This window comes from Streptomyces fumanus (assembly GCF_014655295.1).
Lineage (GTDB): Bacteria > Actinomycetota > Actinomycetes > Streptomycetales > Streptomycetaceae > Streptomyces > Streptomyces fumanus.
Map to the genome: position 1 here is coordinate 50,520 of NZ_BNBI01000002.1, position 25,246 is coordinate 75,765.

Below are 25,246 nucleotides of genomic sequence, written 5' to 3' on the forward strand. Positions count from 1 at the left end.
CCCCGGCGGGACGGCGTCCCCCGTCGTCAGGAGACGGCGCTGCGCAGGCCGTCCAGGTCGATCTGCTCGGTCTCGTCGTGCTCGGTCAGGTCGATCACCTGGCCGGCCTCCCGGACGTCCGCGCCGGCCTCCTTGAACCCGGCCTCGGCCTCGGCCTTGTGCAGGGCGAGGGCCTCCTGGCCGACCACGTCGGCGAGGTCCTCGTCGGCGAGGTCCGCGTTCCGCCCGGCCGCCGGGCCGTCGCCGTCGTCCGCGTGGCCGGACGGACCGGAGGTCTTGTTGCCGAAGAAGTCGAAGCCGCCCTCGGCCACCGGTCGCCGCGCGGGCGGCGCGGCCGGGACGACGGCCACGGCGGTCGGCACGGTGAAGTGCCCGGAGGCGCCCCGGGCGGGCTGCGCGGGCTGGGCGGACCGGTCCGAGCGGTCCGGCCGGTCCGTCCCGGGGGCGGCGGCGCGCTCGTGCCCACCGGTCCCGTCGGGCTCGTCGTGGACGCGCTCGCCCGCCGTACCGTCCTCCGTCCCGTCCTGCTCCTGCGGCTCGTCCTCGGAGACGGGCTCGGCCGCCGCGTCGGCCTCCCGGACCCCGCCGCCTCCGCCGTCGCCGTCGTCCCCGCCGTCACCGTCGCCCTCGGCCCGGCCGCCGGCGGAGCGCGCGTCCCCGGCACCGCCCCCGGCCGGCTCACCGCCCTCGCCGAGCCGCGCCAGTGCCGCACCGGCCCGCAGGAACAGCCGCGACCCCTCCGGGGAGAAGATGCCGGTGCGGGCCTCCGGGGCCGCCACGGCCTCTTCCGCCGCCTCGGAGACGCGCCCCGGGATCTCCATCGCCCCGGAGGTCCGCGCGGCCGGCAGGGCGGGCGTGGGGGCCACCGTCTCCCTCTCCAGCAGGCGGCGGCCCTCCAGGGCGCTGGCCCGCTCGGTCTCCGCCGTGGCGTACCGGCGCAGCAGGGCGGCGTGCTCGTTGCGCAGCTTCGCCAGTTCCGCGCGCTTGGCGCGCAGCCGCTGTTCCAGCTTGCCGCGCAGTTCGCGCGACTCCTCCAGGTCGGACTCCAGTTCGGCGACCCGCTCCTCGTAGCGCCACTCGTCGCTCGCCCGCGCGCGCGTGAGGTCGGCGACGCGCTTGCCCGCCTGGGTGTCCCAGTGCCGCATGACGACCGCGCCGGTGATCGCGGTCACCGCGGCGGCGGCGGCCAGCGCGCGGAGCACCGGCGTCTCGGTGAACACCCAGGGGCCGAGGGCGCAGACGACGGAGACGCCTGCGATCGCCGACGGGGGAAGCAGCCTGTGCAGAGGCGGGGAATGGCGGTGACGTCCACGTGGCATGGCCAGAAACTTACCGCGCGTAGGCGTTTCTTGGCGCCCCGGTCTCGTAAAAACACCGCCGTAACGGAAGTGTTCACGGGGCATCAGGAAACACCGCGCCATTTGGTCAAGATCATTTTTGGCGATCGTCCGGTGCTCGTCCGCCGCCCCCGCGCACAGGCGCCCTGACCGCCGCTTTGACCGCGGACACCGACACCCTGACGGCCCGTCACATCACCGGGCCATTTCCCCGACCCAAGGCGTCCGGAAAAAGCCCCCCGGTCCCGGTGCCGAAGACCGCTCCCGCCCTTTCCCGATCCGGAACGGGAGTGAACCCGGCCCCCCGGGACACCGTCCTAGAGGGCGCAATGCCGCCGGATGCCCGGATCGGCACCGGACCCAGGGTCCCTCGCAGAACTACAGGGTGCGATGTCTGTCAGGACGGATGAGGAAATGTCGGGCACGGTTCCGGGACCCGTCCACCGAAGGATCGGCAGGGCCTGCGCCCTGGCCGGCCTCCTGGACATCGCCGCGGGCGTCTTCCCGCCCTTCCGCGACGGCCTTACGCCCGTACTGTCCTCCCTGCTCCCCGTGTTCCCCGACGCGTTCGGCCCGGCGGCGGCGGCCGGGGCGCTCGGCGCCGGGGTGGTGGCACTCCAGTTGGCGCACGGTCTGCGGCGCGGCCGGCGGCGCGCGTGGCGGGCCGCCGTACTGGTCCTGCCGGCCGGGGCGGCGGTGGCGTACGGCCACCAGGGCTCCCTGGTGGCCGCGCTGGTGCCCCTGGCGCTGCTGTGGGCCCTGCTGCGCCACCGCGACCGGTTCACCGCCCCGCCGGGGCCGCGCAACTGGTGGCGGGCGCTGGCCCACCTGGTGCTGATGGGCGCCGGTTCCGTCCTCCTCGGCCTGCTGATCGTCAGCGCCCACCCGCACCGCGTCGTCGGCGACCCCAGCCTGGCCGACCGCCTCACCCACGCCCTGTACGGCCTGTTCGGTGTCGAGGGCCCGGTCGCCTACCGGGGCCCCGCCTCGGCCACCGTCGCCCTCTCCCTCGGCACCCTGGGCCTGCTCACCGCCCTCAGCACCCTCCATCTGGCGTTCCGCCCCCGGGACCCCGCCGCCCGCGCGGACCGGGCGGACGCGGCCCGGCTGCGCGCCCTGCTCGCCGAGCACAACTGCCCGCACCGCCCGCTCGGCCGCGACGGACGCGTCGTCTTCTCCCCCAGCGGCCGGGCGGCGGTGACGTACCGCGTCGTCGCCGGCGTGATGCTGGCCGCCGGGGACCCCGTCGGGGACGTCGAGGCGTGGCCCGGCGCCATCGAACGGTTCATGGACGAGGCCCGCGCCCACTCCTGGACCCCGGCGGTCACGGGCTGCTCCGCCACCGGCGGCGAGGTGTGGGCCCGGGAGACCGGCCTCCTCGCGGGCTGCCCCGCACCCCCTGGGCCTACGCTGAAGGCATGAGCAAGCGAACCGGCCGCCGCCACGTGGCGGGACTGACCGCATGGGACCGCTGCGCGGTCATGGGGGTCGTCAACGTCACCCCCGACTCGTTCTCCGACGGCGGTCGCTGGTTCGACACGACGGCCGCCATCAAGCACGGCCTGGACCTGGTCGCCGAGGGCGCCGACCTGGTCGACGTCGGCGGTGAGTCCACCCGCCCCGGTGCCACCCGGGTCGACGAGGCCGAGGAACTGCGGCGCGTGGTGCCGGTGGTGCGCGGACTGGCCTCCGAGGGCGTCACCGTCTCCGTCGACACCATGCGCGCCAGCGTCGCCGAGCGGTCCCTCGCGGCGGGCGCGGCCCTGGTCAACGACGTCTCCGGCGGCCTCGCCGACCCCCGCATGATCCCGGTCGTCGCGGACGCCGGCGCCCCCTTCGTGGTCATGCACTGGCGCGGCCTGCTGGCGGCGGGCAACGTGCGCGGGACGTACGACGACGTCGTCGCCGAGGTCACCGGCGAACTGCACGCGCGCGTGGAGAGCGTCCTGGAGGGCGGCATCGCCCCCGACCGCGTGATCGTCGACCCCGGCCTCGGCTTCTCCAAGGACGCCGAGCACGACCTGGTGCTGCTGGCCCACCTCGACCGCCTGCTGGGCCTCGGCCACCCGCTCCTGGTCGCCGCCTCCCGCAAGCGGTTCCTCGGCCGGGTCCTCGCCGGTCCCGGCGGCTCCCCGCCGCCCGCGCGGGAGCGCGACGCCGCCACCGCCGCCGTCTCCGCGCTCGCCGCCCAGGCCGGCGCCTGGGCGGTGCGCGTGCACGAGGTCCGCGCCACGGCGGACGCGGTACGCGTCGCCCGCGCCATCGAGGGAGCACACGCGCGGACGACCCCGCACTCCGGAACCGCACCGCACGCGCGGGACACATCCGACGCCGCAGCCGCACCGCACGCGCACAACGCACCGCACGCCGAAACCGAGGCCCCCGCGCACGCCGAAGCGCCCACGCCCCCCGAGGCCCCCGCGCACGCCGACGCCCCCGCGCCCCCCGGAACCCCCGAGCCCCCCGCCGCACCCCCGAACACCCCCGCCCGCACCACGCCCCGCCCCGCCGAAGGAACCCGGTGAGCGCCCCCCACCTCGACGTCGAAGAGGTCGAGGCCGCCAACGCCGCCTACTACGAGGCCCAGGAGTCCGGCGACTTCGAACGGCTCACCTCGCTCTGGCTCACCCCGTCCGACCTGGGCGTCGACGAGTCGTACCACGACCCGGCGGACACCGGCGTGATCTCCTGCGTGCACCCGGGCTGGCCGGTGCTGACCGGCCGCGGCGAGGTGCTGAGGTCGTACGCGCTGATCATGGCGAACACCGACTACATCCAGTTCTTCCTCACCGACACGCATGTCTCCGTCACCGGCGACACCGCCGTGGTGACCTGCACGGAGAACATCCTCAGCGGCGGCCCCGCCCCCGACGACGGCGACGAGCTGGGCCCGCTGGTCGGCCAGCTCGTGGTCGCCACCAACGTGTTCCGGCGCACCGCCGACGGCTGGAAGCTCTGGTCGCACCACGCCTCCCCGGTGCTCGCCGAAACCGACGAGGAGGAGGGCGAGGAGTCGCCCTCCTGAGTGGGTATGCGGCCGGAAGGCACCCCTCCCGCGGCCCCGAGGCCCGGCGCTGTCAGTGCCCGCGGGTAGATTCGACCATGGCCGGTGTGCCGCCCGCACCCGGCACCGACCGGCCGAGACCGACGACTGCAGGAGTGATTCGGGTGGATCGTGTCGCGCTGCGCGGCCTGAAGGGCCGTGGGTACCACGGCGTGTTCCCCAAGGAGCGCGAGGAGGGCCAGACCTTCCTCGTGGACATCGTCCTTGGCCTGGACACCCGTCCGGCCGCGGCCGACGACGACCTGACCAAGACCGTGCACTACGGCATCGTGGCGGAGGAGGTCGTGGCCGTCGTCGAGGGCGAGCCCGTCAACCTCGTCGAGACGCTGGCCGAGCGCATCGCCCAGGTCTGCCTGAAGCACGAGGGGGTCCAGGAGGTCGAGGTCCGCGTCCACAAGCCGGACGCCCCGATCACCGTCCCCTTCGACGACGTGACCGTCACCATCACCCGGAGCCGAGTATGAGCGTCCCGTTCGCCCAGGGCCCCAGTGACCCGATCGTCCAGCCGGTGCCCGCCTCGGTCGTCGAGCAGGTCGACGCGGCCGACACCACCCTGTCCAACCCCCGGCGCGCGGTCCTCTCCCTCGGCGCCAACCTCGGCAACCGCCTGGAGACCCTCCAGGGCGCCATCGACGCGCTGGAGGACACCCCGGGCGTCCGCGTCAAAGGGGTCTCCCCGGTCTACGAGACCGAGCCGTGGGGCGTCGAGCCCGGCACCCAGCCGTCGTACTACAACGCGGTCGTGGTGCTGAAGACCACCTTGCCCCCGTCCTCCCTGCTGGAGCGGGCGCACGCCGTCGAGGAGGCGTTCCACCGGGTCCGCGACGAGCGCTGGGGCCCGCGCACCCTCGACGTCGACATCGTCGCCTACGCCGACGTGGTCTCCGACGACCCGCGGCTCACCCTGCCCCACCCCCGGGCCCACGAGCGCGCCTTCGTCCTCGCCCCCTGGCACGACCTGGACCCCGGCGCCCAGCTCCCCGGCCACGGCCCGGTCGCCGACCTGCTGGACACGGTGACCCGGGACGGCGTCGCCCCCCGCGCCGACCTGGAACTCCGGCTGCCCGAGTAGTCGTTAAGGTCGAACACGACCACCCGCGTCGCCCGGCCACGTGCGGGGAACCGAAGGGACACCGTGAAAGAGCTGCGCATCAGGACGCTGGCCGGCGTGTTCGCCGTCGCCGCGGTCCTGTCCTGGGCGGGCGCCCGCCTGTGGAACTCGGTCGGGACGCTGCCCAGCGTCCCCCTCGCCGCCCCCCTGGTCCTGGCGGCGATCGCCGCGATCCTGCTGGCCATCGCCCTGTCCCTGCGCGCCCGGCTGCGCGCCCAGCGCGACCGGGTGCCCGGCGCCAAGGGCGTCGACCCGCTGATGGCCGCCCGCGCCGTCGTCTTCGGACAGGCCAGCGCCCTGGTCGCCGCCCTGGTCGCCGGGATGTACGGCGGCACGGCCGTCTTCCTGCTGGAGTCCCTGGAGATCCCCGCCCGCCGCGACCAGGCGATCTACGCCGGCAGCTCGGTCGTGGCCGGCATCGCCGTCATAGCGGCGGCCATGTTCCTGGAGCGGGTCTGCCGGCTCCCCGAGGACGACGACGACACCCCGGGCGCGGCCCCGGCGGCGTAGCGCCGCGCGGGTGCCCGCCCCGTCGGGTGTCAGCGGGCCATGATGAGGCTCATCGCCTCCGCGCGCGTCGCCGCGTCCCGCAACTGGCCGCGCACCGCCGAGGTGAGGGTCTTCGCACCGGGCTTGCGGATGCCGCGCATCGACATGCACATGTGCTCGCACTCCACCACGACGATCACGCCGCGCGGCTCCAGGATCTCCATCAGGGAGTCCGCTATCTGCGTGGTGAGCCGCTCCTGCACCTGCGGACGCCGGGCGTAGACATCCACGAGACGGGCCAGCTTGGACAGCCCGGTGATCTTGCCGCTGGTGGACGGGATGTAGCCGACGTGCGCGACCCCGCGGAACGGCACCAGGTGGTGCTCGCACGTCGAGTACACCTCGATGTCCTTGACCAGCACCATCTCGTCATGGCCGAGGTCGAACGTCGTGGTCAGCACGTCCTCGGGCTCCTGCCACAGCCCGGCGAAGATCTCCTTGTACGCCCGTGCCACCCGGGCCGGCGTCTCCCGCAGACCCTCGCGGTCCGGGTCCTCGCCGACCGCGATCAGCAGTTCGCGGATCGCGCTCTCCGCGCGCTTCTCGTCGAACTCGCCGATCCGGCCCTGGCCGTCCAGCGTCACGGGGTCGGTCATCTCTGCCTCGTTCCTGTCTGTCGTGCACGGCCCGGAAATGGCCGAATGCCGCGTCCCCCAGGCTAGAACCTGGGGGACGCGGCCATCATTCCGGGCCGGTACGGGCCCGCCGGCGAGCCGTGCTCAGCTCTCCGGACGGTCCTCCGGAGCCCGCTCGGGAGCCGGGGCGGGCTCCACCGTGGTGCTCTTGGCGGTGATCGACGCCGTGCTGCCGTTCGCCCCGTTCGTCAGGGCCAGCTCCTTGGGGGAGAGCACCGGCGGACGGGTGGACGGCGTACGCCGGGACGAGCCGGTCCACGCCGGGCGCGGCGGACGCTTGACGATCGGCGCGAAGATCTCGGCGATCTCCTCCTTGCCCAGGGTCTCCTTCTCCAGGAGGGCCAGGACCAGGTTGTCGAGGACGTCGCGGTTCTCGACCAGGATTTCCCACGCCTCGTTGTGCGCGGTCTCGATGAGCTTCTTGACCTCTTCGTCGACCAGCGCGGCGACCTCTTCCGAGTAGTCGCGCTGGTGGGCCATCTCCCGCCCGAGGAACGGCTCGGTGTTGTCGCCGCCGAACTTGATGGCGCCGAGCCGCTCGGTCATGCCGTACTGGGTGACCATGGCCCGCGCCAGGCCGGTGGCCTTCTCGATGTCGTTGGCGGCACCGGTGGTCGGGTCGTGGAAGACCAGTTCCTCGGCCGCCCGGCCGCCCAGCATGTAGGCGAGCTGGTCGAGCATCTCGTTGCGGGTGGTCGAGTACTTGTCCTCGTCCGGGAGCACCATCGTGTAGCCCAGGGCCCGGCCCCGGGACAGGATGGTGATCTTGTGGACCGGGTCGGAGTTCGGTGAGGCCGCCGCGACCAAGGCGTGTCCGCCCTCGTGGTACGCGGTGATCTTCTTCTCCTTGTCCGACATGATCCGGGTCCGCTTCTGCGGTCCGGCCACCACGCGGTCGATCGCCTCGTCCAGCATGTGGTTGTCGATCAGCTTGCGGTCGCTGCGGGCCGTCAGCAGGGCGGCCTCGTTCAGCACGTTGGCCAGATCGGCACCGGTCATGCCGGGGGTGCGCCGGGCGACGGCCGCCAGGTCGACGTCCGGGGCGACCGGCTTGCCCTTCTGGTGGACCTTGAGGATCTCCAGCCGGCCCTGCATGTCCGGGCGGTCGACGGCGATCTGCCGGTCGAAGCGGCCGGGGCGCAGCAGCGCCGGGTCGAGGATGTCGGGCCGGTTCGTCGCGGCGATGAGGATCACGCCGCCCTTGACGTCGAAGCCGTCCATCTCCACCAGGAGCTGGTTCAGCGTCTGCTCGCGCTCGTCGTGACCGCCGCCGAGGCCGGCGCCGCGGTGGCGGCCGACCGCGTCGATCTCGTCGACGAAGACGATCGCCGGGGCGTTCGCCTTGGCCTGCTCGAAGAGGTCACGGACCCGGGAGGCACCGACACCGACGAACATCTCGACGAAGTCGGAACCCGAGATCGAGTAGAACGGGACGCCCGCCTCGCCGGCCACGGCCCGCGCGAGCAGCGTCTTGCCGGTGCCGGGGGGCCCGTAGAGCAGTACGCCCTTGGGGATCTTGGCGCCGACGGCCTGGAACTTGGCCGGTTCCTGGAGGAACTCCTTGATCTCGTGCAGCTCCTCGACGGCCTCGTCCGACCCGGCGACGTCCGAGAACGTCGTCTTCGGGGTGTCCTTGGTGATGAGCTTCGCCTTGGACTTGCCGAAGTTCATGACCCGGGAGCCGCCGCCCTGCATCTGATTCATCAGGAACAGGAAGATGATCACGATGAGGACCAGGGGCAGCATGAAGGAGATCAGAATCCCGACGAACGGGTTCTGCTTCGACGGCGAGACCGTGTAGCCGTCCGGGATCTGCTTGTCCTGGTACTTGTTCTGCAGCGTGTTGGCGATGTCCACGCCCTGATCGCCGATGTAGCTCGCCTGGATCTTCGAGCTGCCCTCGACCTTTTCGCCACTCTTGAGCTGGACCTTGATGGTCTGCTCGTCACCGGTGGTCAGTTTGGCCGACTCGACCTTGTTCTGGTTGATCGCCTGGACGACCTGGCCCGTGTCAACCGTCTTGTAGCCGCCGGACGAGCCGACGACCTGCATCAACACGACCACGGCAAGGACGGCCAGCACGATCCACATGACCGGCCCACGGAAGTATCGCTTCACGTCCATCCACACGGAGCGGTGCCGCCCCGTCCCTCCTGCCATAGTGAGTTTGATAAGACAGTTCTTCTGACGGTACCCCAGCCTGGCACCGCGAAGCGGCACGGGAGGGCTGGCGTTCCCCTCTGCACCCTCCAACGGCGCGAAGGCCGCCCGGGTTCCCGGCGCCCGGCGCGATGCCGCCGAAGGGCCGCACTAGCCGCCGTAGACGTGGGGCGCGAGCGTACCGACGAACGGCAGGTTCCGGTACTTCTCGGCGTAGTCCAGGCCGTAGCCGACGACGAACTCGTTGGGGATGTCGAAGCCGACCCACTCCACGTCGATGGCGACCTTGGCGGCGTCGGGCTTGCGCAGCAGCGTGCACACCTTCAGCGAGGCGGGCTCGCGCGAACCGAGGTTGGACAGCAGCCAGGACAGGGTCAGTCCGGAGTCGATGATGTCCTCGACGATCAGGACGTGCCGGCCCTTGATGTCGGTGTCGAGGTCCTTGAGGATCCGCACCACACCGGAGGACTGGGTGCCCGCGCCGTACGAGGACACCGCCATCCAGTCCATGGTGACCGGGGTGGACAGCGCCCGCGCGAGGTCGGCCATGACCATCACCGCGCCCTTGAGGACCCCGACGATGAGCAGGTCCTTGCCCGCGTACTCCGCGTCGATCTTCGCGGCCAGCTCGGCCAGCTTCGCGTCGATCTCTTCCTTGGTGATGAGCACCTGCTGGAGATCGGCGCCCATGTCTTTCGCGTCCACCCGCATCACTTTCGGTCGTCCCACCGGCCCCGGCCGGGCCGCCCGCTCGGCTCCGCCTGGGGCGGCCCGCGCCGGGGTCCGGATTCAGCCTTGCCGGATCACCAGTCTGCCACCCTGCCGCCGGGCGACGACCCGGCCGGGGAGGTTGATGGCTCCCTGGCCGCGCCAGCCCGTGATCAGACGGTCGACTTCCTCGATGTGGCGGGCGAACAGCGAACCGGCCGGACAGCCGGCCTCGATGGCGGCCCGGCGCAGGATCCGGCGGCGTACGGCGGGCGGCAGGGCGTAGAGCTTGCCGCACTCCAGGCGGCCGGCGCCGTCCCGGACCCCGGCCTCGGCCTCGCGGGCCCAGGAGTCCAGGGCGTCGGCGTCGTCCCGGGAGAGCTGGGCCGTCCGGGCGAGGGCCTCGACGACGCCCTTGCCCAGGGCCTTCTCCAGGGCGGGCAGGCCCTCGTGGCGCAGCCGGGAGCGGGTGTAGGCCGGGTCGGTGTTGTGCGGGTCGTCCCAGACGGGCAGGGACTGGACCATGCACGCCTTGCGGGCGGTCTGCCGGTCCAACTGGAGGAAGGGGCGCCGGTAGCGGCCGCCGGCCCCCGAGACCGCGGCCATGCCCGACAGGGAGCGGATGCCGGAGCCGCGGGCGAGGCCCAGCAGGACGGTCTCGGCCTGGTCGTCACGGGTGTGGCCGAGCAGGACGGCGGCAGCGCCGTGCCGCTCGGCGGCGGCGTCCAGGGCGGCGTAGCGCGCGTCGCGGGCGGCGGCCTCGGGGCCGCCGTCGCGGCCGACGGACACGGTGGCGGACTCCACCGGGTCCAGGCCGAGGGCGCGCAGGCGCAGCACGACCTCCTCGGCGCGCAGGTCGGAGCCGGGCTGCAGGCCGTGGTCGATGGTGATGCCGCCGGCCCGGACGCCGAGCCGGGGGGCCTCGAAGGCGAGGGCGGAGGCGAGCGCCATGGAGTCGGCGCCGCCGGAGCACGCCACGAGCACCAGCGGCGCGGGCGGCCGCTCCATCGTCGCCCCGGGCGCCAGGTCCCGCGCGCCCGCCCGCCCCGCCGGGCGGCCCGCCTGCCGGGCGGCCGGGCGGCCCGCCTCGTGCGCGGCCGGGAACTCGCCGGAGCCCGCGCGGGCGAGCCCGCCGGAGCCGGCGGACGGGACCTCCCGCTGGGCCCCCAGCGGGAACTCGCGCGGCCCCGCCGACGGCATCTCGGGGGCGCCCCCGGCCGCGCGGCCGGCACCGGACGCGGCGGGGAACGCGCCGGAGGTGCCGGGCGGGAAGGCGACGGCGGCCCCGGGGTCGCTGTGGTGTTCGGTCAGGATGTCGTGGAGGACGCGGCGGACCGCCAGGCGTATCGCCGCGACCGCAGGATGGGGACCCATGTCCGGTGCCCTTCATGAAGTTTTCGGGGGGGTTGGCGCGCTTCCGTCACGCAGAGTGTGTAGATGGTGACAGAAACGCGTCGTGCCCCGAGCATCGCACGCCTGCCGGTGCCCCACGGTCCCTCGGACGGGTGATTGGAGGGGCGTTCGCCTGCCGTCGGCCGGTTTTTGTTCACTCCCCTTCCGTTTCGCCTCAGGATTCGGTCCTGCGGTGCACCCGTGCGACCCAGTCCGCCGGTTTGGCGATCTCCGCCTTGGTGGGGAGGGTGTTGGGCGAGGTCCACACCCGGTTGAAGCCGTCCATGCCGACCTCGTCGACGACGGCCCGTACGAAGCGCTCGCCGTCCCGGTACTGGCGGAGCTTGGCGTCCAGGCCGAGCAGCTTGCGCAGGGCCAGGTCGAGGCGGGAGGCGCCCTTGGCGCGGCGCTGCTGGAACTTCTCGCGGATCTCGCCGACGGTGGGCACGACCTCGGGGCCGACGCCGTCCATGACGAAGTCGGCGTGACCCTCCAGCAGGGACATCACGGCGGTGAGGCGGCCGAGGATCTCGCGCTGCGCCGGGGTCTGCACCAGCTCGACCAGGGACCGGCCGCCGTCCTCCTCCTCGCCCTCGGGGCGCCCCCCGGCGAGCGTCTGGACGGCCTCGCGGACGCGTTCGAGGACGGTCATCGGGTCGACGTCGGTCTCGTCCAGGAACGACTGGATCTCGCCCCGCAGGTGGTCGCGGAGCCAGGGCACGGCCGTGAACTGGGTGCGGTGGGTCTCCTCGTGCAGGCAGACCCAGAGCCGGAAGTCGTGCGGGTCGACCTCCAGTTCGCGTTCGACGTGGACGATGTTGGGGGCGACCAGGAGCAGCCGGCCGCCGCCGTCGGGCCCGGCGGGCAGGTCGCGGGTGGCGGGGGCGAAGGTCTCGTACTGGCCGAGGACGCGGGAGGACAGGAAGGACAGCAGCATCCCCAGCTCCACGCCGGTGACCTTGCCGCCGACGGCGCCGAGCACCGCGCCGCCCGGGGAGGAGCCGCGGCGCTGCTCCATCTTGTCGAGCAGGGGTTTGAGCAGCTCGCGGAAGCCGGCCACGTTGGCCCGGACCCAGCCGGGCCGGTCGACGACGAGGACGGGGGTGTCGGTGCCCTCCTCGGAGACCATCCGGGTGAAGGCCCGGACGTGTTCCTCCGAGACCTTGGCGTGCCGGCGGAGTTCCGCGACGACCGCGCGGGCCTCGTCGCGGCTCACCTCCGGGCCCGGCCGTACCAGGCGGGTCGCGGTCGCCACCGCGAGGTTCCAGTCGACCATCCCGGAAGATGCAGCACCACCGATGCTCGTCATGCGTCAACCGTACGTGAGGCCCGCCGCCGGGGGCAGGCCGTGCGGGTCCCGGGAAACCGGGGCGGTCAGCGGCAGCCGCAGTCGGCGAGGGCGCTCGCCAGGCGGTCCAGGGCTGCCTGGGCGGCCTGGGGGTCGGTGGTCTCCGAGGCGAGGAAGGCGAAGCCGAGGGTCCGGCCGTCCCGGGTGACGACGGTGCCGGCGAGGGTGTTCACGCCGGTCAGGGTGCCGGTCTTGGCGCGCACCAGCCCGGCGGCGCCGTCGGGGTAGCGGTCGGCGAGGGTGCCGGTGAAGTGGGCGACCGGCAGGCCGGTGAGGGCGGCGCGCAGGCCGGGCCGGTCGGGGTCGGCGGCGGTGGTGAGCAGCCCGGTGAGCAGGCCGGCGGTGAGGCGGTCGGCGCGGTCCAGGCCGCTGCCGTCGTGGAACTCGCTGCCCTTGACCGGCAGGCCGAGGTGCTTCAGCCGGGCGGCGAGGGCCGCGGCGCCGCCCGCGAAGTCGGCGCGCTTGCCGGTGGCCACGGCGGTGTGCCGCAGCAGGGCCTCGGCGAGGTCGTTGTCGCTGTTGGTGAGCATCCGCTCGACCAGCGCGGACAGCGGCGGCGAGGCGACGGTGGCGAGGGTGTCGGCGCGGCCGGTCGCCTTGGACGGGCCCGGCGGCGTCGCCTTCACGCCGTGCGCGCGCAGCAGCCCGGCGAAGGTGCGGGCGGCGTCGGCCGCGGGGTCGCTCACCCGCGGGGCGGGGCCGCTGGTGGAGCCGTCGGTGCGGGCCTCGTCGGCCATCAGGGCGGTGACGGGGGCGAGGTTGTCGTTGACCCCGATCGGGTGCATCTCGGAGCCGGCGTAGAGCGAGGTGTCGTACGACAGCGTCACCCGCCTGACGTCACGTTTCTTCAGGGCGGTGGCGGTCTTGTCGGCGAGGGTGCGCAGGGAGGCGAGGCCCTTGGCCTTCTTCCGGGCGGTGAGGGTGGGGTCGCCGCCGCCGACCAGCACGAGTTCCCCGGTGTCGGCCTCGTAGGCGGTACGGGTGGTCAGGCGGTGGTCGGGGCCCAGGGCGCCGAGGGCGGCGACGGCGGTGGCGATCTTGGTGGTGGAGGCGGGGGTGAGCGGGGTCCCGACGGCGGTGCCGTACAGGCGCTTTCCGGTGGCGAGGTCGACGACGGAGGCGGCGTGCCGGGCGCCGAGCGCCGGGTCCTCCAGCAGCGGGCCGAGTACGCCGGCCAGGGCTTCGCCGCGCGGGGCCGCGGGGGCCGGAGCGGAGGTGCCGCCGAGGCCGGCCAGCACGGCGCCGGCGCTGGGCGCGGGCCGGGGCGGTCCCGCCGTACCGGGGCCGCGGCCGTGATCTGCGCCACCCGTGTGGTCCAGGGCGACGGCCCGGTCCCGCTCGGCCGTACGCTGACCCGTGGAGTCCCAGGGGCCCGCGGCGGTCACCACCCCGGCGGCCAGGGCCAGTCCGGCGGTGGCGGCACCCGCGGTGTACTGCCAGGTCTTCGGCCCGGTGAGCCGCGGTGCCGTAGCCCGTGCGAACCGCGCGACCCGCGGTCCGAGGGCGCGCGCCGCGCGCGTGAGACGCGGACGTACGGCGCCCGCGGCCCGCGCCAGTCGCGGTCTCGCGGCCCGCCACGGCCTCAGCTCCGGCACGACCACCAGCCCCTTTCGCGATCACACACGTGCGTGAGGGACACTTAACCACCAGAACTATGTGCTGATCATGGAGGAGCGTCCGGTGGAGTTCGACGTCACGATCGAGATCCCGAAGGGTTCGCGGAACAAGTACGAGGTGGACCACGAGACCGGTCGTATCCGCCTGGACCGCCGCCTGTTCACCTCGACCGCCTACCCGACCGACTACGGCTTCGTCGAGAACACCCTCGGCGAGGACGGCGACCCGCTGGACGCGCTGGTCATCCTCGACGAGCCGACGTTCCCGGGCTGCCTGATCCGCTGCCGCGCGATCGGCATGTTCCGGATGACGGACGAGGCCGGCGGCGACGACAAGCTGCTGTGCGTCCCGGCGACCGACCCGCGCGTGGAGCACCTGCGCGACATCCACCACGTGTCGGAGTTCGACCGCCTGGAGATCCAGCACTTCTTCGAGGTCTACAAGGACCTGGAGCCCGGCAAGTCGGTCGAGGGCGCCAACTGGGTGGGCCGTACGGACGCCGAGGCCGAGATCGAGCGTTCCTACAAGCGCTTCAAGGAGCAGGGCGGCCACTGAGCCCTCCGCCACCCCTGTCGCCGACGGGCCGCACGCCTTCGCGTGCGGCCCGTTCGCGTTTGGGTGCGCATACTGAGGGTTACTGGATCTTGTGGTCGTAGGGAGCAAGGAGCACGTGACGGACGCGGAGGACCGCAAGCCGCGGTCGGACGAGGCCAGAAGCGGCTACCGCCAGCCCGGCGGGGTCGCGGCCCCGGCCGACGGCGAGTCGTCGACGACGTCCGAGTTCGCGCTGCCGCAGGGGCTGGCGGTCCCCCGGTCGGGCGCGAGCGAGTCCGAGACGACATCGGAGTTCGCCCTGCCCGAGGGGCTGGACGTGTCCCATCCGGGCGCGGAGCCCGAGGGCTCGGCGTTCAGCACCCCGGCCGCCTACAGCCCGCAGCACGCCCCCTCCGCCGTCACCCCGCCGGCCGGCACACCCGCGGTGAACCTCGCCAAGGACGTGCCCTGGCAGGACCGGATGCGCACGATGCTGCGGATGCCGGTGACCGAGCGGCCCGCCCCGGAGACCCCGCAGCGCCACGACGACGACACCGGACCCGCCGTGCCGAGGGTGCTCGACCTCACGCTGCGTATCGGCGAGCTGCTGCTCGCGGGCGGCGAGGGGGCCGAGGACGTGGAGGCCGCGATGTTCGCGGTCTGCCGCTCGTACGGTCTGGACCGCTGCGAGCCGACCGTCACCTTCACGCTGCTGTCCGTCTCCCACCAGCCGTCGCTGGTGGAGGACCCGGTGACGGCCTCGCGGACGGTACGCCGCCGGGGCACCGACTACACCCGGCTCGCGGCCGTCTTCCGGCTGGTGGACGACCTCAGCGACCCGGACACGCACATCTCGCTGGAGGAGGCGTACCGGCGGCTGGCGGAGATCCGCCGCAACCGGCACCCGTACCCGACCTGGGTGCTGACCTCGGCCAGCGGTCTGCTGGCGGGCGCGGCCTCGCTGCTGGTCGGCGGTGACGCGATCGTGTTCGTGGCGGCGCTGCTCGGCGCGATGCTGGGCGACCGGCTGGCGTGGCTGTGCGCGGGGCGCGGGCTGCCGGAGTTCTACCAGTTCGCGGTGGCCGCGATGCCGCCGGCCGCGATCGGGATCGCGCTGACGCTGACGCACGTGGAGGTGAAGGCGTCGGCGGTGATCACCGGTGGGCTGTTCGCGCTGCTGCCGGGGCGGGCGCTGGTCGCGGGGGTGCAGGACGGTCTGACCGGCTTCTACATCACCGCCTCCGCGCGGCTGCTGGAGGTGCTGTACTTCTTCGTCAGCATCGTCGCCGGGGTGCTGCTGGTGCTGTACTTCGGCGTCCAGCTCGGCGCCAAGCTCAACCCGGACGCGGCGCTGGGCACCGGCGACCAGCCGGTCGTGCAGATCATCGCCTCGATGCTGCTGTCGCTGGCCTTCGCCGTGCTGCTCCAGCAGGAGCGGTCCACCGTGCTGGCGGTGACCCTCAACGGGGGCGTGGCGTGGTGCGTGTACGGCGCGATGCACTACGCGGGCGATATCTCGCCGGTGGCGTCCACGGCCGCGGCGGCGGGGCTGGTGGGGCTGTTCGGCCAGCTCATGTCGCGGTACCGGTTCGCCTCCGCGCTGCCCTACACGACGGCGGCGATCGGGCCGCTGCTGCCGGGGTCGGCGACGTACTTCGGGCTGCTGGCGATCGCGCAGAGCGAGGTGGACCGGGGGCTGGTGTCGCTGACGAAGGCGGTGGCGCTGGCGATGGCGATCGCCATCGGGGTGAACCTCGGGTCGGAGATCTCGCGGCTGTTTTTGAAGGTGCCGGGGAGTGCGAGTGCGGAGGGGCGGCGGGCGGCCAAGCGGACGCGGGGGTTTTAGCCGGGCGCGTCCCTGGCGGGGGGCGCCTTAGGGGCGGGGGGCGGTGTGCGTCGGCGGGTGCGGGTGCATCGTGGCTTGTCGCGCAGTTCCCCGCGCCCCTTTGGGGGCGCTGGTCAGTAGCCCTGGTTGTTGTACGGGTACTGGTCGTTGTTCTGGTGGTAGGGCTGCTGGGGGTACTGCTGGGCGTAGGGCTGCTGCTGGGGGTGCTGGTAGGGGTCGATGCGGCGGAGCTGGGTGGTGGCCTGGTCCGTCATCGGGTACGGGGGCTGCGGGGCCGCCGGGGGCGGGGTCGCGGCGGCGCGCTTCTTCTTGGCGCGCTCGCGGAGGTACTCGATGGCGATCGGGACGACCGAGACCAGGACGATCAGGACGAGGATCGCCTCGACGTTGGTCCGGATCAACTCGATCTGGCCGAGCCAGTAGCCCGCGAGGGTCACGCCCGTGCCCCAGGCGACACCGCCGATCACGTTGAACGTGAGGAAGGTGCGGTACTTCATGCGGCCGGCGCCCGCCACGATGGGGGCGAAGGTGCGCACGATCGGCACGAAGCGGGCCAGCACGATCGCCTTGGGACCGTACTTCTCCATGAACTCGTGGGCCTTCTCCAGGTTCTCCTGCTTGAAGAGTCTGGAGTTGGGGCGGCTGAAGAGCCTGGGACCGAAGAACTTGCCGATCATGTAGCCCACTTGGTCACCGAGGACGGCGGCCAGCACGATCAGGGCGCACACCAGCCACAGCGGCTGGCTGATGTACTGGCCCTGGGCCACGAACAGGCCCGCGGTGAACAGCAGCGAGTCGCCGGGCAGGAACGCGAAGAGTCCGGACTCGGCGAAGACGATCAGCAGGATGCCGGCGAGGCTGAAGGTCTCGATCAGGTAGTCCGGGCTCAGCCACTCGGGGCCGAGCGCAAGCGTGGTCACGGGTTTGTGGCTCCTGCACTGGGGGGTGGGCGGGGGCTGGCTGCCCAAACGTACAACGCAGCCGTAGGGGCCCAGGTTCCATGGGGGTACCCAGCATGCCCTGTGTGGTGCCCGTGGGAAACCTGGGGACCGCGCCCGGCCCCCCGCCACGCCCCCGGTGTCAGGCCGCCGCCAGGGCCTCGGCGGCCGGTCCGGGCCGCTGCTCGTTCCGGGCGAAGACGTAGAGCAGCGCCGGGTGGGTGGCGCCGAAGGCCAGTACGAAGCGGTTGAGCCCCATGAACTGGCCGATCCCGAGGTGGAACAGGGTCATCGAGCCGAGGTAGGCCCGGGCCGCGGGCTTGGGCAGTACGAAGACCAGCGGGAAGGACACCTCCGCGGCGATCGTGCCCCAGGTCACCAGCCTGCCCAGCAGCGGGTACCGGTGGACCAGACGGTAGACGCGCTGGTCGCCGTAGTTGTGGGTGCGGATGACCCCGGTGAACGCCTCGCCGCTGAGCCAGACCGGGGAGACCAGCTTGACCACGCCGGAGGCCACGTAGGAGATGGTCGTCTCCAGGGCCAGCGCGCGCATGGCCACATCACGGGCCTGCTCGCCGTCCTTGAAGGTGCCGGTCGCCGCGAGGACGACGTTGATCACCTGCTGGAGCTGGTCGGCGCCGTCGCCGCCGAAGGGGGAGCGGACCCGTCCGGCCGCGCCCGTCACCGCCAGGACGGCGCTGCCCGCCGTGCGGACCGCGCGCTTGTGGCCCCAGATCAGCGTGGCGGCGGAAGCACCCGCCTGGATGCCGTAGAGGGCGACGGCCGCCTTCTTGGACTCCAGGGCGCGGGTCAGCCGGGGAAAGCGTCTGGCGAACTTGGGGCGGGTGTTCGCCACCTGGCCGCTCAGCATTTCGCCGTCTTCGAACTTGCGCGACTGGCTCAGCATTTCCAGTGCGGAGACCAGCGTACCCAGCGAGGCCACTCGGCGTGCCGTGACCTCGGGCGGAGCGCTGAGGAACATGGATGGGTGCTCCCGTTGGTGTGAGGCGAGTACGGTGGACCGGAAGAAACGGCGGCACGGTATGCGTATCGGGCGTACCGTGCCGCCGTCTTCTACCTAGGGGTCAGGCGGGGCCGGCGAGATGGGGCCGGCCGCCCGGTCAGCCCGCGAGGTCGTTCGTGATCTCGTTCAGCGCGTACGCGGTCGCGCAGGTCACGGCGACGCCCTCGGGGGTGGCGAGGGTGGCCAGCGGGGTGAGCATGGTGGGGGTCGCGTCGTTGCCGATACGGCCCGGCTGCACGTCCGCCAGCTCGGTGTTGGCGAAGTCGGCCACAAGAGACATTGCTTCCTCTTTCTCTGGTTTCTCTGGTTTCTCTGGTTCTTCTGGTTTCTCTGGGTTTTTCTTTTCGGGTCTCCAGCCGTTCGGCGGGAGGGCGCGGACTCACGCGGCAGCGGAGTGCCGGGTGAGCGCGCGGCTTCCGGTCGAGGGGGCTGGTCGACGGGTCAGGCGGCGGCCCGGTAGGGGGCGCCGGCCGGGGTGACGTCCCCGTCCAGCGGGAATTCCAGGGAGACGAAGACGGGCTCGATCTGCCGGTCCTCGGGGCTGGTGGGGTAGGAGTGCAGCAGCATGAACTGGCTGTGCGAGGCGCCCTCGGCGTGCGGCAGGTGCATCTGGATGTAGCGGGCCAGCAGCCGGTACCCGGAGGCGGTGGTCACCGGGAGCACCGCCGAGCCGAAGGCGACCGCCTGGGCCAGGGTGTGCTGGGTGGCGTCGAACAGGGCCTTGGGGCTGCGGTTGCGCGCGTTCCAGGCCAGCGCGTACCAGGGGCGGTCCTGCACGATCGGGACCTCGGTCCACTCGCCGGGCCGGCCGTCGGTGAGGTCGCGGTAGAGCAGGTGGTTGTCCTTGATGCCGGGGTTGGGGCCGAAGAAGCGCCAGTTCGGCGTCGGGATGCGGAACTTGCCGCGGCGCAGCAGGCCGTCGAAGCGCTGCTCGGGGACCTGAGCCACGGCGGTCGCGACCAGCCACGCGGCGATCGACGTGGTGACGGCGGCGGTCTTCACGTACTCGGTCGAGATTTTCATGAACGCGTCAACTCTTCCTTCCGTGCCGCGCCGTCCCCGGCGCCCCGCTCCGCCTTGGTGGACGGCCGCCAGGACCGGCCGAGCGGGGTCGCGGGCGGTGCGCCGGCGATCAGCTCGGCCACCTCCTCGGCGTGCCGCCGCACGGCGAGCAGCGACTCGTGGTCGGAGCCGTCGACGAAGTGGTGCCGGGCCCGCTCGGAGATCACCGCGAGCCTGGCCTGGATGCCGGCGTGCAGGGCGTTGTCGCCGATGTTGTTCTCCGCCGTGACGACGGTCAGCGGGCAGTCCAGCTCCCGCAGTTCCGGGTAGGTCATGGCGTCCCGGTACTCCCGGTGGGCCGTGGCCCAGGTGCGGGGGGTGGCCAGGAACGCCCGGTAGCTGCGGTTGACCTCCGGGCGGTACTGCTGGTTGACGTTCATCGCGGGGCGGAACACCGACAGGCCGGTGGCCGCCCACACCTGCTCCATGATCATCCGCTGGTGGGACCAGCGGTCGACGTCGGTGCGGCGGGCGTGGCGCAGGCTGACCACCTCGGTGGCGTCGATCATGACCACGTGGGTGACGCCCCGCACCGCGTCCGGGTGCAGCGACGCGTAGGCCGCGACCAGGTAGCCGCCCAGGGAGTGGCCCGCCAGGACGGCCGGGAGGCCGGCCAGGTAGGTGTCGCGCAGCTCCTGGAGCAGCTCGAAGTGCGGCTCCAGGCCGTACCGGGTGTCCTGGGTGCTGAGCCCGTAGCCGGGGCGGTTGAAGCGGACGTACCCCATGTCCTCGGGGAGCGCGCCGCAGATCCAGTCCCAGTACTCCTGGGGCGCGCCCATGCCGTTGTCGAGCAGGACGGCGCGTTCGGCCCCGGCGGGGACGTGGACGTCGACCTCGACGAGGCCCCCGTCCGGGCGCTCGTGCAGCATGCAGCGGCGCGCACGCTCCCGTGCGCCGGTGAATCGGGTGACCGCACCGGTCAGAAGGCTCGCGCCGGCCAGTCCCGCGAGACCGGCGGCGAACTGGCGTTCCAAAGACGCCACATTCCCTCCCCCGTGATGTGAAGTGACTGTCTGCGAAAAAACGCTAACACGCTATTCCCGGATCAATTAACGAGTTAATTGACCAGGCGTCCCGGGCGGGTTTTCCCCCGGGGCTGCGGCGGGCGTACGGCGGCGCTTCTGCCATACTTCCGCAGTTCCATGTAGAGTTCTGCGATCATTGTTTTCAGCATGGCGTTTTCTTGAGTGAGCTCGGCCACCCGGGATGCTTCCCCGGTGTCTTTTCCGCTCTCTCCGGCGAGGCCGTTCCGGCCTCCCTCGATGAACTGCCGGCGCCAGTTGGACACCGACTGCTCGGACACTCCCGCTTCCCGTGCGGCTTCCGCCGCCGACAGTTCGCCGCTCATCACCCTGACCACCAGGCCGAGTTTCTTGTCTACCGGAAGTACTGGCGGACGCCCCACGTGCAACCCCCTCATGCCGACCGCGTCTGTGTGTGGTGCGCTCAGGCTCTGACGTAGCTGCACATGAACAGGGGTGCCCCTTCGCTGTAGGGGGTGCCGTCCCAGCGCGACATGCGGGACTCGGGCTCCAGGCCGGCCGCGCGGGCGTAGCCGTCGATGTCGTCCGGGGTGGTCAGCCGGGTGAGTTCGGTGCCGACCCGGGTGGTGCCGTCGCTCTGGTAGAGGATGTGCGAGCACTGCCACAGGTCCCCGTCGAGCAGGGTCGAGTGGGTCTGCACGCCGGTCCCCGGCTCCGGGTACGGCACGAAGTACGTGGTGCGGGCGCGACCCTCGTGAAGTGCGAGGATGGCCGGTTTGTTGTGGGTCTCCAGCACCAGCCGGCCGCCGGGTGCGAGCAGGTCGGCCGCGCGCCGCACGGCCCGCCGCTGGTCCTCGGGGGTGGTCAGGCAGGAGAGGGTCGCGCAGACCGCGTAGACCAGTGCGTAGCGCGACTTCGAGGTGTAGGTGCGCATGTCCCCGTGCACCGGGGTGACGTCCCCGCCGTCCGGCAGCTTGGCGCGCAGCGCGGCCAGCATCTCCGGGGAGGAGTCCACGCCGGTCACCGGGCCCACGCTCCGGGAGAGCGGAAGGGCGATCCGCCCGGTCCCGACGCCGAATTCGAGTGTTCCCGCCCCGGGTGCGGGATGGCGGTCCCGCAGGCCCCGCACGGCCTCGGCGGTGACCCTGTCGTCCGGGATCAGGCGGTCGTACCAGCCTTCGAACTGCCTGCCGTACCCTATATCTTCAACTCCGGTTTCCACAGCTATTCCCCTCGCGCTGTCCCCACTGCCGTACCGATGGGAGCGTCATGAAGCCGAGGAGGTGGAACCGGTCAATTACGGGATACCGGCCGCACCGGTCGCGGAATACTGCGCGACCGTCCGCGCGGTTAGTCAGACAGCACGCGGTAACGCCTCAACGGAGCCTGTGGGGGACTTCGTTGTCTTCACCGTACCAAACGTTATTTGGCCCCACCATGGATATTCCGTGGGGATTTTTCCGTACCGAATGCAAGTCGTGTCGAACCGGACGCCAGGTCCGGTACGGCACATGTCCCGAAACAATGCCGCAGGGTGGAGAGCGCGGCCAGGTATCCCGACATTCCGTGCACGCTGGGGCCCGGCGGGGTGGCCGCCGAGCACAGGAAGACGCCGGGCAGCGGGGTCCGGTAGGGGTCGAGGCGCGGGACCGGCCGGGCGAGGCTCTGGTACAGCGTCATCGCGCCCGCGCCGATGTCCCCGCCGACGTAGTTGGGGTTGTACGCCTCGTACGCGGCGGCGGGCACGGAGCGGTGGGCGAGGACGGTGTCCGAGAAGCCGGGGGCGTACTGCTCGATGCGGGCGCGGACCAGTTCGTAGGGGTCGGTGGGGTCGCCGTTCGGCACGTGCGCGTACGCCCACACGGGGCGCTTGCCGGGCAGGGCGCGGCCGGGGTCGGCCACCGCCGGGTCGACCAGCAGGACGAACGGCCTGCCGGTGCGGACGCCCCGGGCGTTGGCCGTCTCCTGGCGCACCGTCTCGGCGTGGCTGCCGCCCAGGTGCACGGTCCCGGCGCGGCCCACCGCCGGGTCGGCCCACGGGATGGGCTCGGAGACCAGGAAGTCGACCTTGGCGGCGCCCGGCCCGTAGCGGAACCGCTCCAGGGCGCGGGCGTAGCCGCGGGGCAGCCTGTCGCCGGCGAGGGCGAGGAAGCCCTTGGGGCCGGTGTCCAGCAGCACCGCGCGGGCGCCGCCGAGTTCGGCCAGGTCCCGCACGTGGTGCCCGGTGTGGAAGACGCCGCCGTGCGCGGTGATGTCCTCGGCCAGCGCCTGGGCGATCCGCCCGCTGCCCCCGCGCGGCAGCGGCCATCCCGTCCCGTGCGCCAGGTGGCCCAGCAGCATCGCCACCGCCGCGGACGCCAGGCTCGGCAGCCTGCCCACGGCGTGCGCGGCGACCCCGGTGAGCAGGGCGGGCGCCGCCTCGCCCCGGAAGCGGGCGGCGCCGAACCGGCTGCCGTGCAGCGCCACCCGGCGGGCCAGCAGCAGGGCCGCCGCCGGGTCCCGGGGCAGGGCGCGCTGTCCGGACAGCACCAGGTCGACGACGGCCTCGCTGCGCTCCAGCAGCGGTTCCATCAGGCGCCGCCAGGCGGGGCCGTCGGCGCCCAGGTCCGCGCAGGTCCGGTCCAGCGAGCGGTGGGCCAGGGCGGCCCGGCCGCCGTCCAGCGGATGGGCGTAACTGATCTCGGGGCACAGGAGTTCGACCCCGCGGGCCGCCAGGTCGAAGGCGCGGAAGAACGGGGAGGCGGCGGCCATGGGGTGGACGGCGGAGCAGAGGTCGTGCACGACACCGGAGTCGAACAGCGGGGCGGTGCGCAGTCCCCCGCCGATGGTGTCGGCCGCCTCGTGCAGTTCCACGCGCAGTCCGGCGCGGGCCAGGACCACGCCGGCCGCGAGGCCGTTGGGTCCGGTGCCCACGATGGCGACATCGGTGCTGGTCACTACCGCTCCTCACGGTCGACGGGCCGGAGCCGGGACGGTGGCGATGGGATCGGGGCGCGGTCGGGAGCCGGGACGGCGGCACCCGGTCCGGGTCGCAGTTGGGAACCGGCCAGGCGCCGGTACAGCTCGTCGCGGGCCATCAGGTCCTGGTGGACGCCGGTGGCCCGGACCCGGCCGCCGTCCAGCACCACGATCCGGTCGGCGTCGATCACCGTGGAGATCCGGTGCGCGACGGCGATCACCGCGCACCGCCGGGAGATCCGGCGCAGTACGTCCCGGACCTCCCGCTCGGTGTCGGCGTCCAGGTGGGAGGTGGCCTCGTCCAGCAGCATGACCGCCGGGCGCTGGAGCAGGGTGCGGGCGATGCACAGGCGCTGGCGCTGGCCGCCGGAGAGGCCGCTGCCCTGGTCGCCGAGTTCGGTGTCGAGGCCGTCCGGGAGGCGGGCGATCACCGGGGCCAGCCCGGCCATCTCCACCGCCTCCCGGACCGCGTCCTCGTCGGCGTCGGGGCGGGCGTAGGTGAGGTTCTCCCGGATGGTGCCGCGCAGCGCGGCGCTGTCCTGCTGGACGTAGCCGACCAGGCCGCGGACGGTGTCGAGGGGCAGGGTCGCGATGTCCCGCCCGCCGAGCAGGACCCGGCCGCCGTCGACCGGGTAGAACCGCTCGATGAGCTGGAACAGGGTGGTCTTCCCGGCGCCCGAGGGCCCGACCACCGCCGTCAGTCCCCGCGCCGGGACGCTGAACGAGGCGCCGTCCAGGACCGGGGTGGTCCGGGGCGCCTGCCGGCCTCGGCGGTAGGTGAAGCGGACGTTGTGGAACTCGACCGCCGGGTGGTGCGGGGAGAGCGGGGCGTACGGGGCGGTCGGGGCGAGCTGCGTGGGCTCGGCCGGGGTGTCCGTCTCCTGGGGCAGCCGGGCCAGCTCGTCCACCCGTTCGACGGCGGCCCGGCCCTGTACGAACTGGCCCACCGCCATGACCGACGTCACCAGCGGCGACACCAGTTGGAACAGGTACATGATGAACGTGGTCAGGTCGGCCATGTCCATCCTGCCCCGGGCCACCCAGGACATCCCGACGCCCACCACGACGGCCAGCGCGCCCTGCGTGCCGACGTTCATGGCCGGTGTCAGCAGGGCGTTGCAGGCGTTGACCCGCAGGCCCGACTCGCGTGCCGTGGCGGCGAGCCGGCCGATGCGGCCGGCCTCGCGGGACTCGGCGCGGGACGCCTTCACGGTGGGCAGCGCGGTCAGCACCCGCTGGAGACCGGCGGCGAACGCGCCGGTGTCGGCCCGGTTGCGCAGCGCGGCCCGGCGCAGCTTGCGGGCCAGCGCCACGGACAGGGCGCCGGCGGCGCCCAGGCAGCTCAGGGTGATGACCATCAGCCAGGTGTCGATGAGGAACATCAGCACCACCCCGCCGACGACGGTGGCGCCGCTGACGATCACCTGGGCGAGGCTCTGCGACAGGGCGATCCGCAGCAGCGAGGTGTCGGTGACCGCGCGGGTGAGGATGTCGCCCTGGGACTGCCTCGCGTACGCGGTGAGGTCCGCCCGCAGCAGCCGCCCGACCAGGGTCCGGCGGACGTCGAGGACGATGTTCTCGCCGGCCCGCCCGATGGCGTACGCCTGGAGCGCGGAGCAGAGGGCCCCGGCGCAGAAGAGGCCGGCGAGCCGGGCGACGGGGCCGGTCATCGGGGCGTCCCGGGCCGCCGCCGCGATCAACTCGCCGATGGCCCAGGGCTGGGCGAGCGAGGCGGCGACGCCCAGCAGGCCGAGCAGCACCCCGGTGAGCAGCGGCCCGGTGTGCCGCCGGGCCACGCTCGCGACCGATCCGGTGCCGGGCGCCGCCACGGCCGCCGGGCCCGCGCCCACCAGGTGACTCGCCACGAACGCTCCCCCCGCTGTGCGGTCAAGGCGATCGAAGCTAACACGGGGGGTGATCTTAAAGTTATGGGTAAATTGACCGGCGGACGGCTGCGGAACGCAGGTGAAGCAGGCCGTC

General features: G+C 73.0%; 22 protein-coding genes and 2 pseudogenes. 8 read left to right on the forward strand and 16 right to left on the reverse strand.

What is annotated here, in order from left to right; genetic code table 11:
- Nucleotides 1–26: 26 nt before the first annotated feature.
- Nucleotides 27–1,319: a hypothetical protein gene (locus IE316_RS04455; protein ID WP_190202801.1), complete on the reverse strand. Its 1,293-nt coding sequence runs from the start codon at nucleotides 1,317–1,319 to the stop codon at nucleotides 27–29.
- Nucleotides 1,320–1,727: 408 nt separating this feature from the next.
- Between IE316_RS04455 and IE316_RS04460 the strand changes: the two are divergent.
- The 6 genes and pseudogenes from IE316_RS04460 to IE316_RS04485 form a co-directional block, all read left to right on the forward strand.
- Nucleotides 1,728–2,714: pseudogene (locus IE316_RS04460) on the forward strand (phosphatidylglycerol lysyltransferase domain-containing protein); the annotation flags it as partial.
- 41 nt (nucleotides 2,715–2,755) lie between these two features.
- Nucleotides 2,756–3,619: pseudogene (folP, locus tag IE316_RS04465) on the forward strand (dihydropteroate synthase); the annotation flags it as partial.
- A gap of 239 nt (nucleotides 3,620–3,858) precedes the next feature.
- Entirely contained in the window at nucleotides 3,859–4,362 is a 504-nt protein-coding gene (locus IE316_RS04470; protein WP_190202803.1) for a nuclear transport factor 2 family protein, read from the forward strand.
- A gap of 143 nt (nucleotides 4,363–4,505) precedes the next feature.
- Nucleotides 4,506–4,865: a dihydroneopterin aldolase gene (gene folB, locus IE316_RS04475; RefSeq protein ID WP_190202804.1), complete on the forward strand. Its 360-nt coding sequence runs from the start codon at nucleotides 4,506–4,508 to the stop codon at nucleotides 4,863–4,865.
- On the forward strand, nucleotides 4,862–5,473 hold the full coding sequence (gene folK, locus IE316_RS04480; protein WP_190202805.1) for a 2-amino-4-hydroxy-6-hydroxymethyldihydropteridine diphosphokinase: 612 nt from the start codon (nucleotides 4,862–4,864) through the stop codon (nucleotides 5,471–5,473). Before folB ends, folK begins: the two co-directional genes overlap by 4 nt.
- A 63-nt stretch (nucleotides 5,474–5,536) precedes the next feature.
- Nucleotides 5,537–6,022 carry a DUF3180 domain-containing protein gene (locus IE316_RS04485; RefSeq protein ID WP_190202806.1) on the forward strand — a complete coding sequence of 162 codons (486 nt, stop codon included), beginning with the start codon at nucleotides 5,537–5,539 and terminating at the stop codon, nucleotides 6,020–6,022.
- 29 nt (nucleotides 6,023–6,051) lie between these two features.
- Here the strand turns inward: IE316_RS04485 and folE are convergent, their stop codons facing one another.
- From folE to dacB, 6 genes are all read right to left on the reverse strand, one after another.
- Nucleotides 6,052–6,657, reverse strand: a complete 606-nt coding sequence (gene folE, locus IE316_RS04490) for a GTP cyclohydrolase I FolE (RefSeq protein ID WP_190202807.1) — start codon at nucleotides 6,655–6,657, stop codon at nucleotides 6,052–6,054.
- A 123-nt stretch (nucleotides 6,658–6,780) separates the two neighbouring features.
- Nucleotides 6,781–8,820, reverse strand: a complete 2,040-nt coding sequence (gene ftsH / locus IE316_RS04495) for an ATP-dependent zinc metalloprotease FtsH (protein WP_190202808.1) — start codon at nucleotides 8,818–8,820, stop codon at nucleotides 6,781–6,783.
- Between the two features lie 186 nt (nucleotides 8,821–9,006).
- Nucleotides 9,007–9,567, reverse strand: a complete 561-nt coding sequence (gene hpt / locus IE316_RS04500; RefSeq protein ID WP_190203269.1) for a hypoxanthine phosphoribosyltransferase — start codon at nucleotides 9,565–9,567, stop codon at nucleotides 9,007–9,009.
- 78 nt (nucleotides 9,568–9,645) lie between these two features.
- A complete protein-coding gene (gene tilS / locus IE316_RS04505; protein WP_190202809.1) occupies nucleotides 9,646–10,938 on the reverse strand; it encodes a tRNA lysidine(34) synthetase TilS in 1,293 nt (430 codons plus the stop codon).
- Nucleotides 10,939–11,131: 193 nt separating this feature from the next.
- Nucleotides 11,132–12,265: an Rv3626c family coenzyme F420 biosynthesis-associated protein gene (locus IE316_RS04510; RefSeq protein ID WP_190202810.1), complete on the reverse strand. Its 1,134-nt coding sequence runs from the start codon at nucleotides 12,263–12,265 to the stop codon at nucleotides 11,132–11,134.
- Nucleotides 12,266–12,330: 65 nt separating this feature from the next.
- Entirely contained in the window at nucleotides 12,331–13,905 is a 1,575-nt protein-coding gene (dacB, locus tag IE316_RS04515) for a D-alanyl-D-alanine carboxypeptidase/D-alanyl-D-alanine endopeptidase (protein ID WP_190202811.1), read from the reverse strand.
- 79 nt (nucleotides 13,906–13,984) lie between these two features.
- On the opposite strand from dacB, the gene IE316_RS04520 reads away from it, so the two are divergent.
- Together IE316_RS04520 and IE316_RS04525 are read left to right on the forward strand one after the other, a co-directional pair.
- A complete protein-coding gene (locus tag IE316_RS04520; RefSeq protein WP_029381130.1) occupies nucleotides 13,985–14,476 on the forward strand; it encodes an inorganic diphosphatase in 492 nt (163 codons plus the stop codon).
- Nucleotides 14,477–14,591: 115 nt separating this feature from the next.
- Nucleotides 14,592–16,301 carry a threonine/serine exporter family protein gene (locus tag IE316_RS04525; protein WP_190202812.1) on the forward strand — a complete coding sequence of 570 codons (1,710 nt, stop codon included), beginning with the start codon at nucleotides 14,592–14,594 and terminating at the stop codon, nucleotides 16,299–16,301.
- Between the two features lie 113 nt (nucleotides 16,302–16,414).
- Here IE316_RS04525 and IE316_RS04530 read toward each other — a convergent pair whose 3' ends face one another.
- The 9 genes from IE316_RS04530 to IE316_RS04570 all read right to left on the reverse strand — a co-directional run bounded on the left by IE316_RS04530 (nucleotide 16,415) and on the right by IE316_RS04570 (nucleotide 25,131).
- The gene (locus IE316_RS04530) at nucleotides 16,415–17,221 is read right to left on the reverse strand and encodes a DedA family protein (RefSeq protein ID WP_190202813.1); all 807 of its coding nucleotides are present in this window, start codon (nucleotides 17,219–17,221) and stop codon (nucleotides 16,415–16,417) included.
- 160 nt (nucleotides 17,222–17,381) lie between these two features.
- Nucleotides 17,382–18,221, reverse strand: a complete 840-nt coding sequence (locus IE316_RS04535; RefSeq protein WP_190202814.1) for an HTTM domain-containing protein — start codon at nucleotides 18,219–18,221, stop codon at nucleotides 17,382–17,384.
- A gap of 139 nt (nucleotides 18,222–18,360) precedes the next feature.
- Nucleotides 18,361–18,543 carry a linaridin family RiPP gene (locus IE316_RS04540; RefSeq protein WP_190202815.1) on the reverse strand — a complete coding sequence of 61 codons (183 nt, stop codon included), beginning with the start codon at nucleotides 18,541–18,543 and terminating at the stop codon, nucleotides 18,361–18,363.
- Between the two features lie 161 nt (nucleotides 18,544–18,704).
- On the reverse strand, nucleotides 18,705–19,286 hold the full coding sequence (locus IE316_RS04545; RefSeq protein WP_229910191.1) for a hypothetical protein: 582 nt from the start codon (nucleotides 19,284–19,286) through the stop codon (nucleotides 18,705–18,707).
- A complete protein-coding gene (locus IE316_RS04550) occupies nucleotides 19,283–20,308 on the reverse strand; it encodes an alpha/beta fold hydrolase (protein WP_190202816.1) in 1,026 nt (341 codons plus the stop codon). The genes IE316_RS04545 and IE316_RS04550 overlap by 4 nt, the downstream gene beginning before the upstream one ends.
- 74 nt (nucleotides 20,309–20,382) lie before the next feature.
- Nucleotides 20,383–20,745 carry a helix-turn-helix domain-containing protein gene (locus tag IE316_RS04555; protein ID WP_268257626.1) on the reverse strand — a complete coding sequence of 121 codons (363 nt, stop codon included), beginning with the start codon at nucleotides 20,743–20,745 and terminating at the stop codon, nucleotides 20,383–20,385.
- A gap of 26 nt (nucleotides 20,746–20,771) precedes the next feature.
- Nucleotides 20,772–21,530: a class I SAM-dependent methyltransferase gene (locus IE316_RS04560; RefSeq protein ID WP_190202818.1), complete on the reverse strand. Its 759-nt coding sequence runs from the start codon at nucleotides 21,528–21,530 to the stop codon at nucleotides 20,772–20,774.
- A gap of 200 nt (nucleotides 21,531–21,730) precedes the next feature.
- A complete protein-coding gene (locus tag IE316_RS04565) occupies nucleotides 21,731–23,245 on the reverse strand; it encodes a phytoene desaturase family protein (RefSeq protein WP_190202819.1) in 1,515 nt (504 codons plus the stop codon).
- Entirely contained in the window at nucleotides 23,245–25,131 is a 1,887-nt protein-coding gene (locus tag IE316_RS04570; protein WP_229910193.1) for an ABC transporter ATP-binding protein, read from the reverse strand. Before IE316_RS04570 ends, IE316_RS04565 begins: the two co-directional genes overlap by 1 nt.
- Between the last annotated feature and the right edge of the window lie 115 nt (nucleotides 25,132–25,246).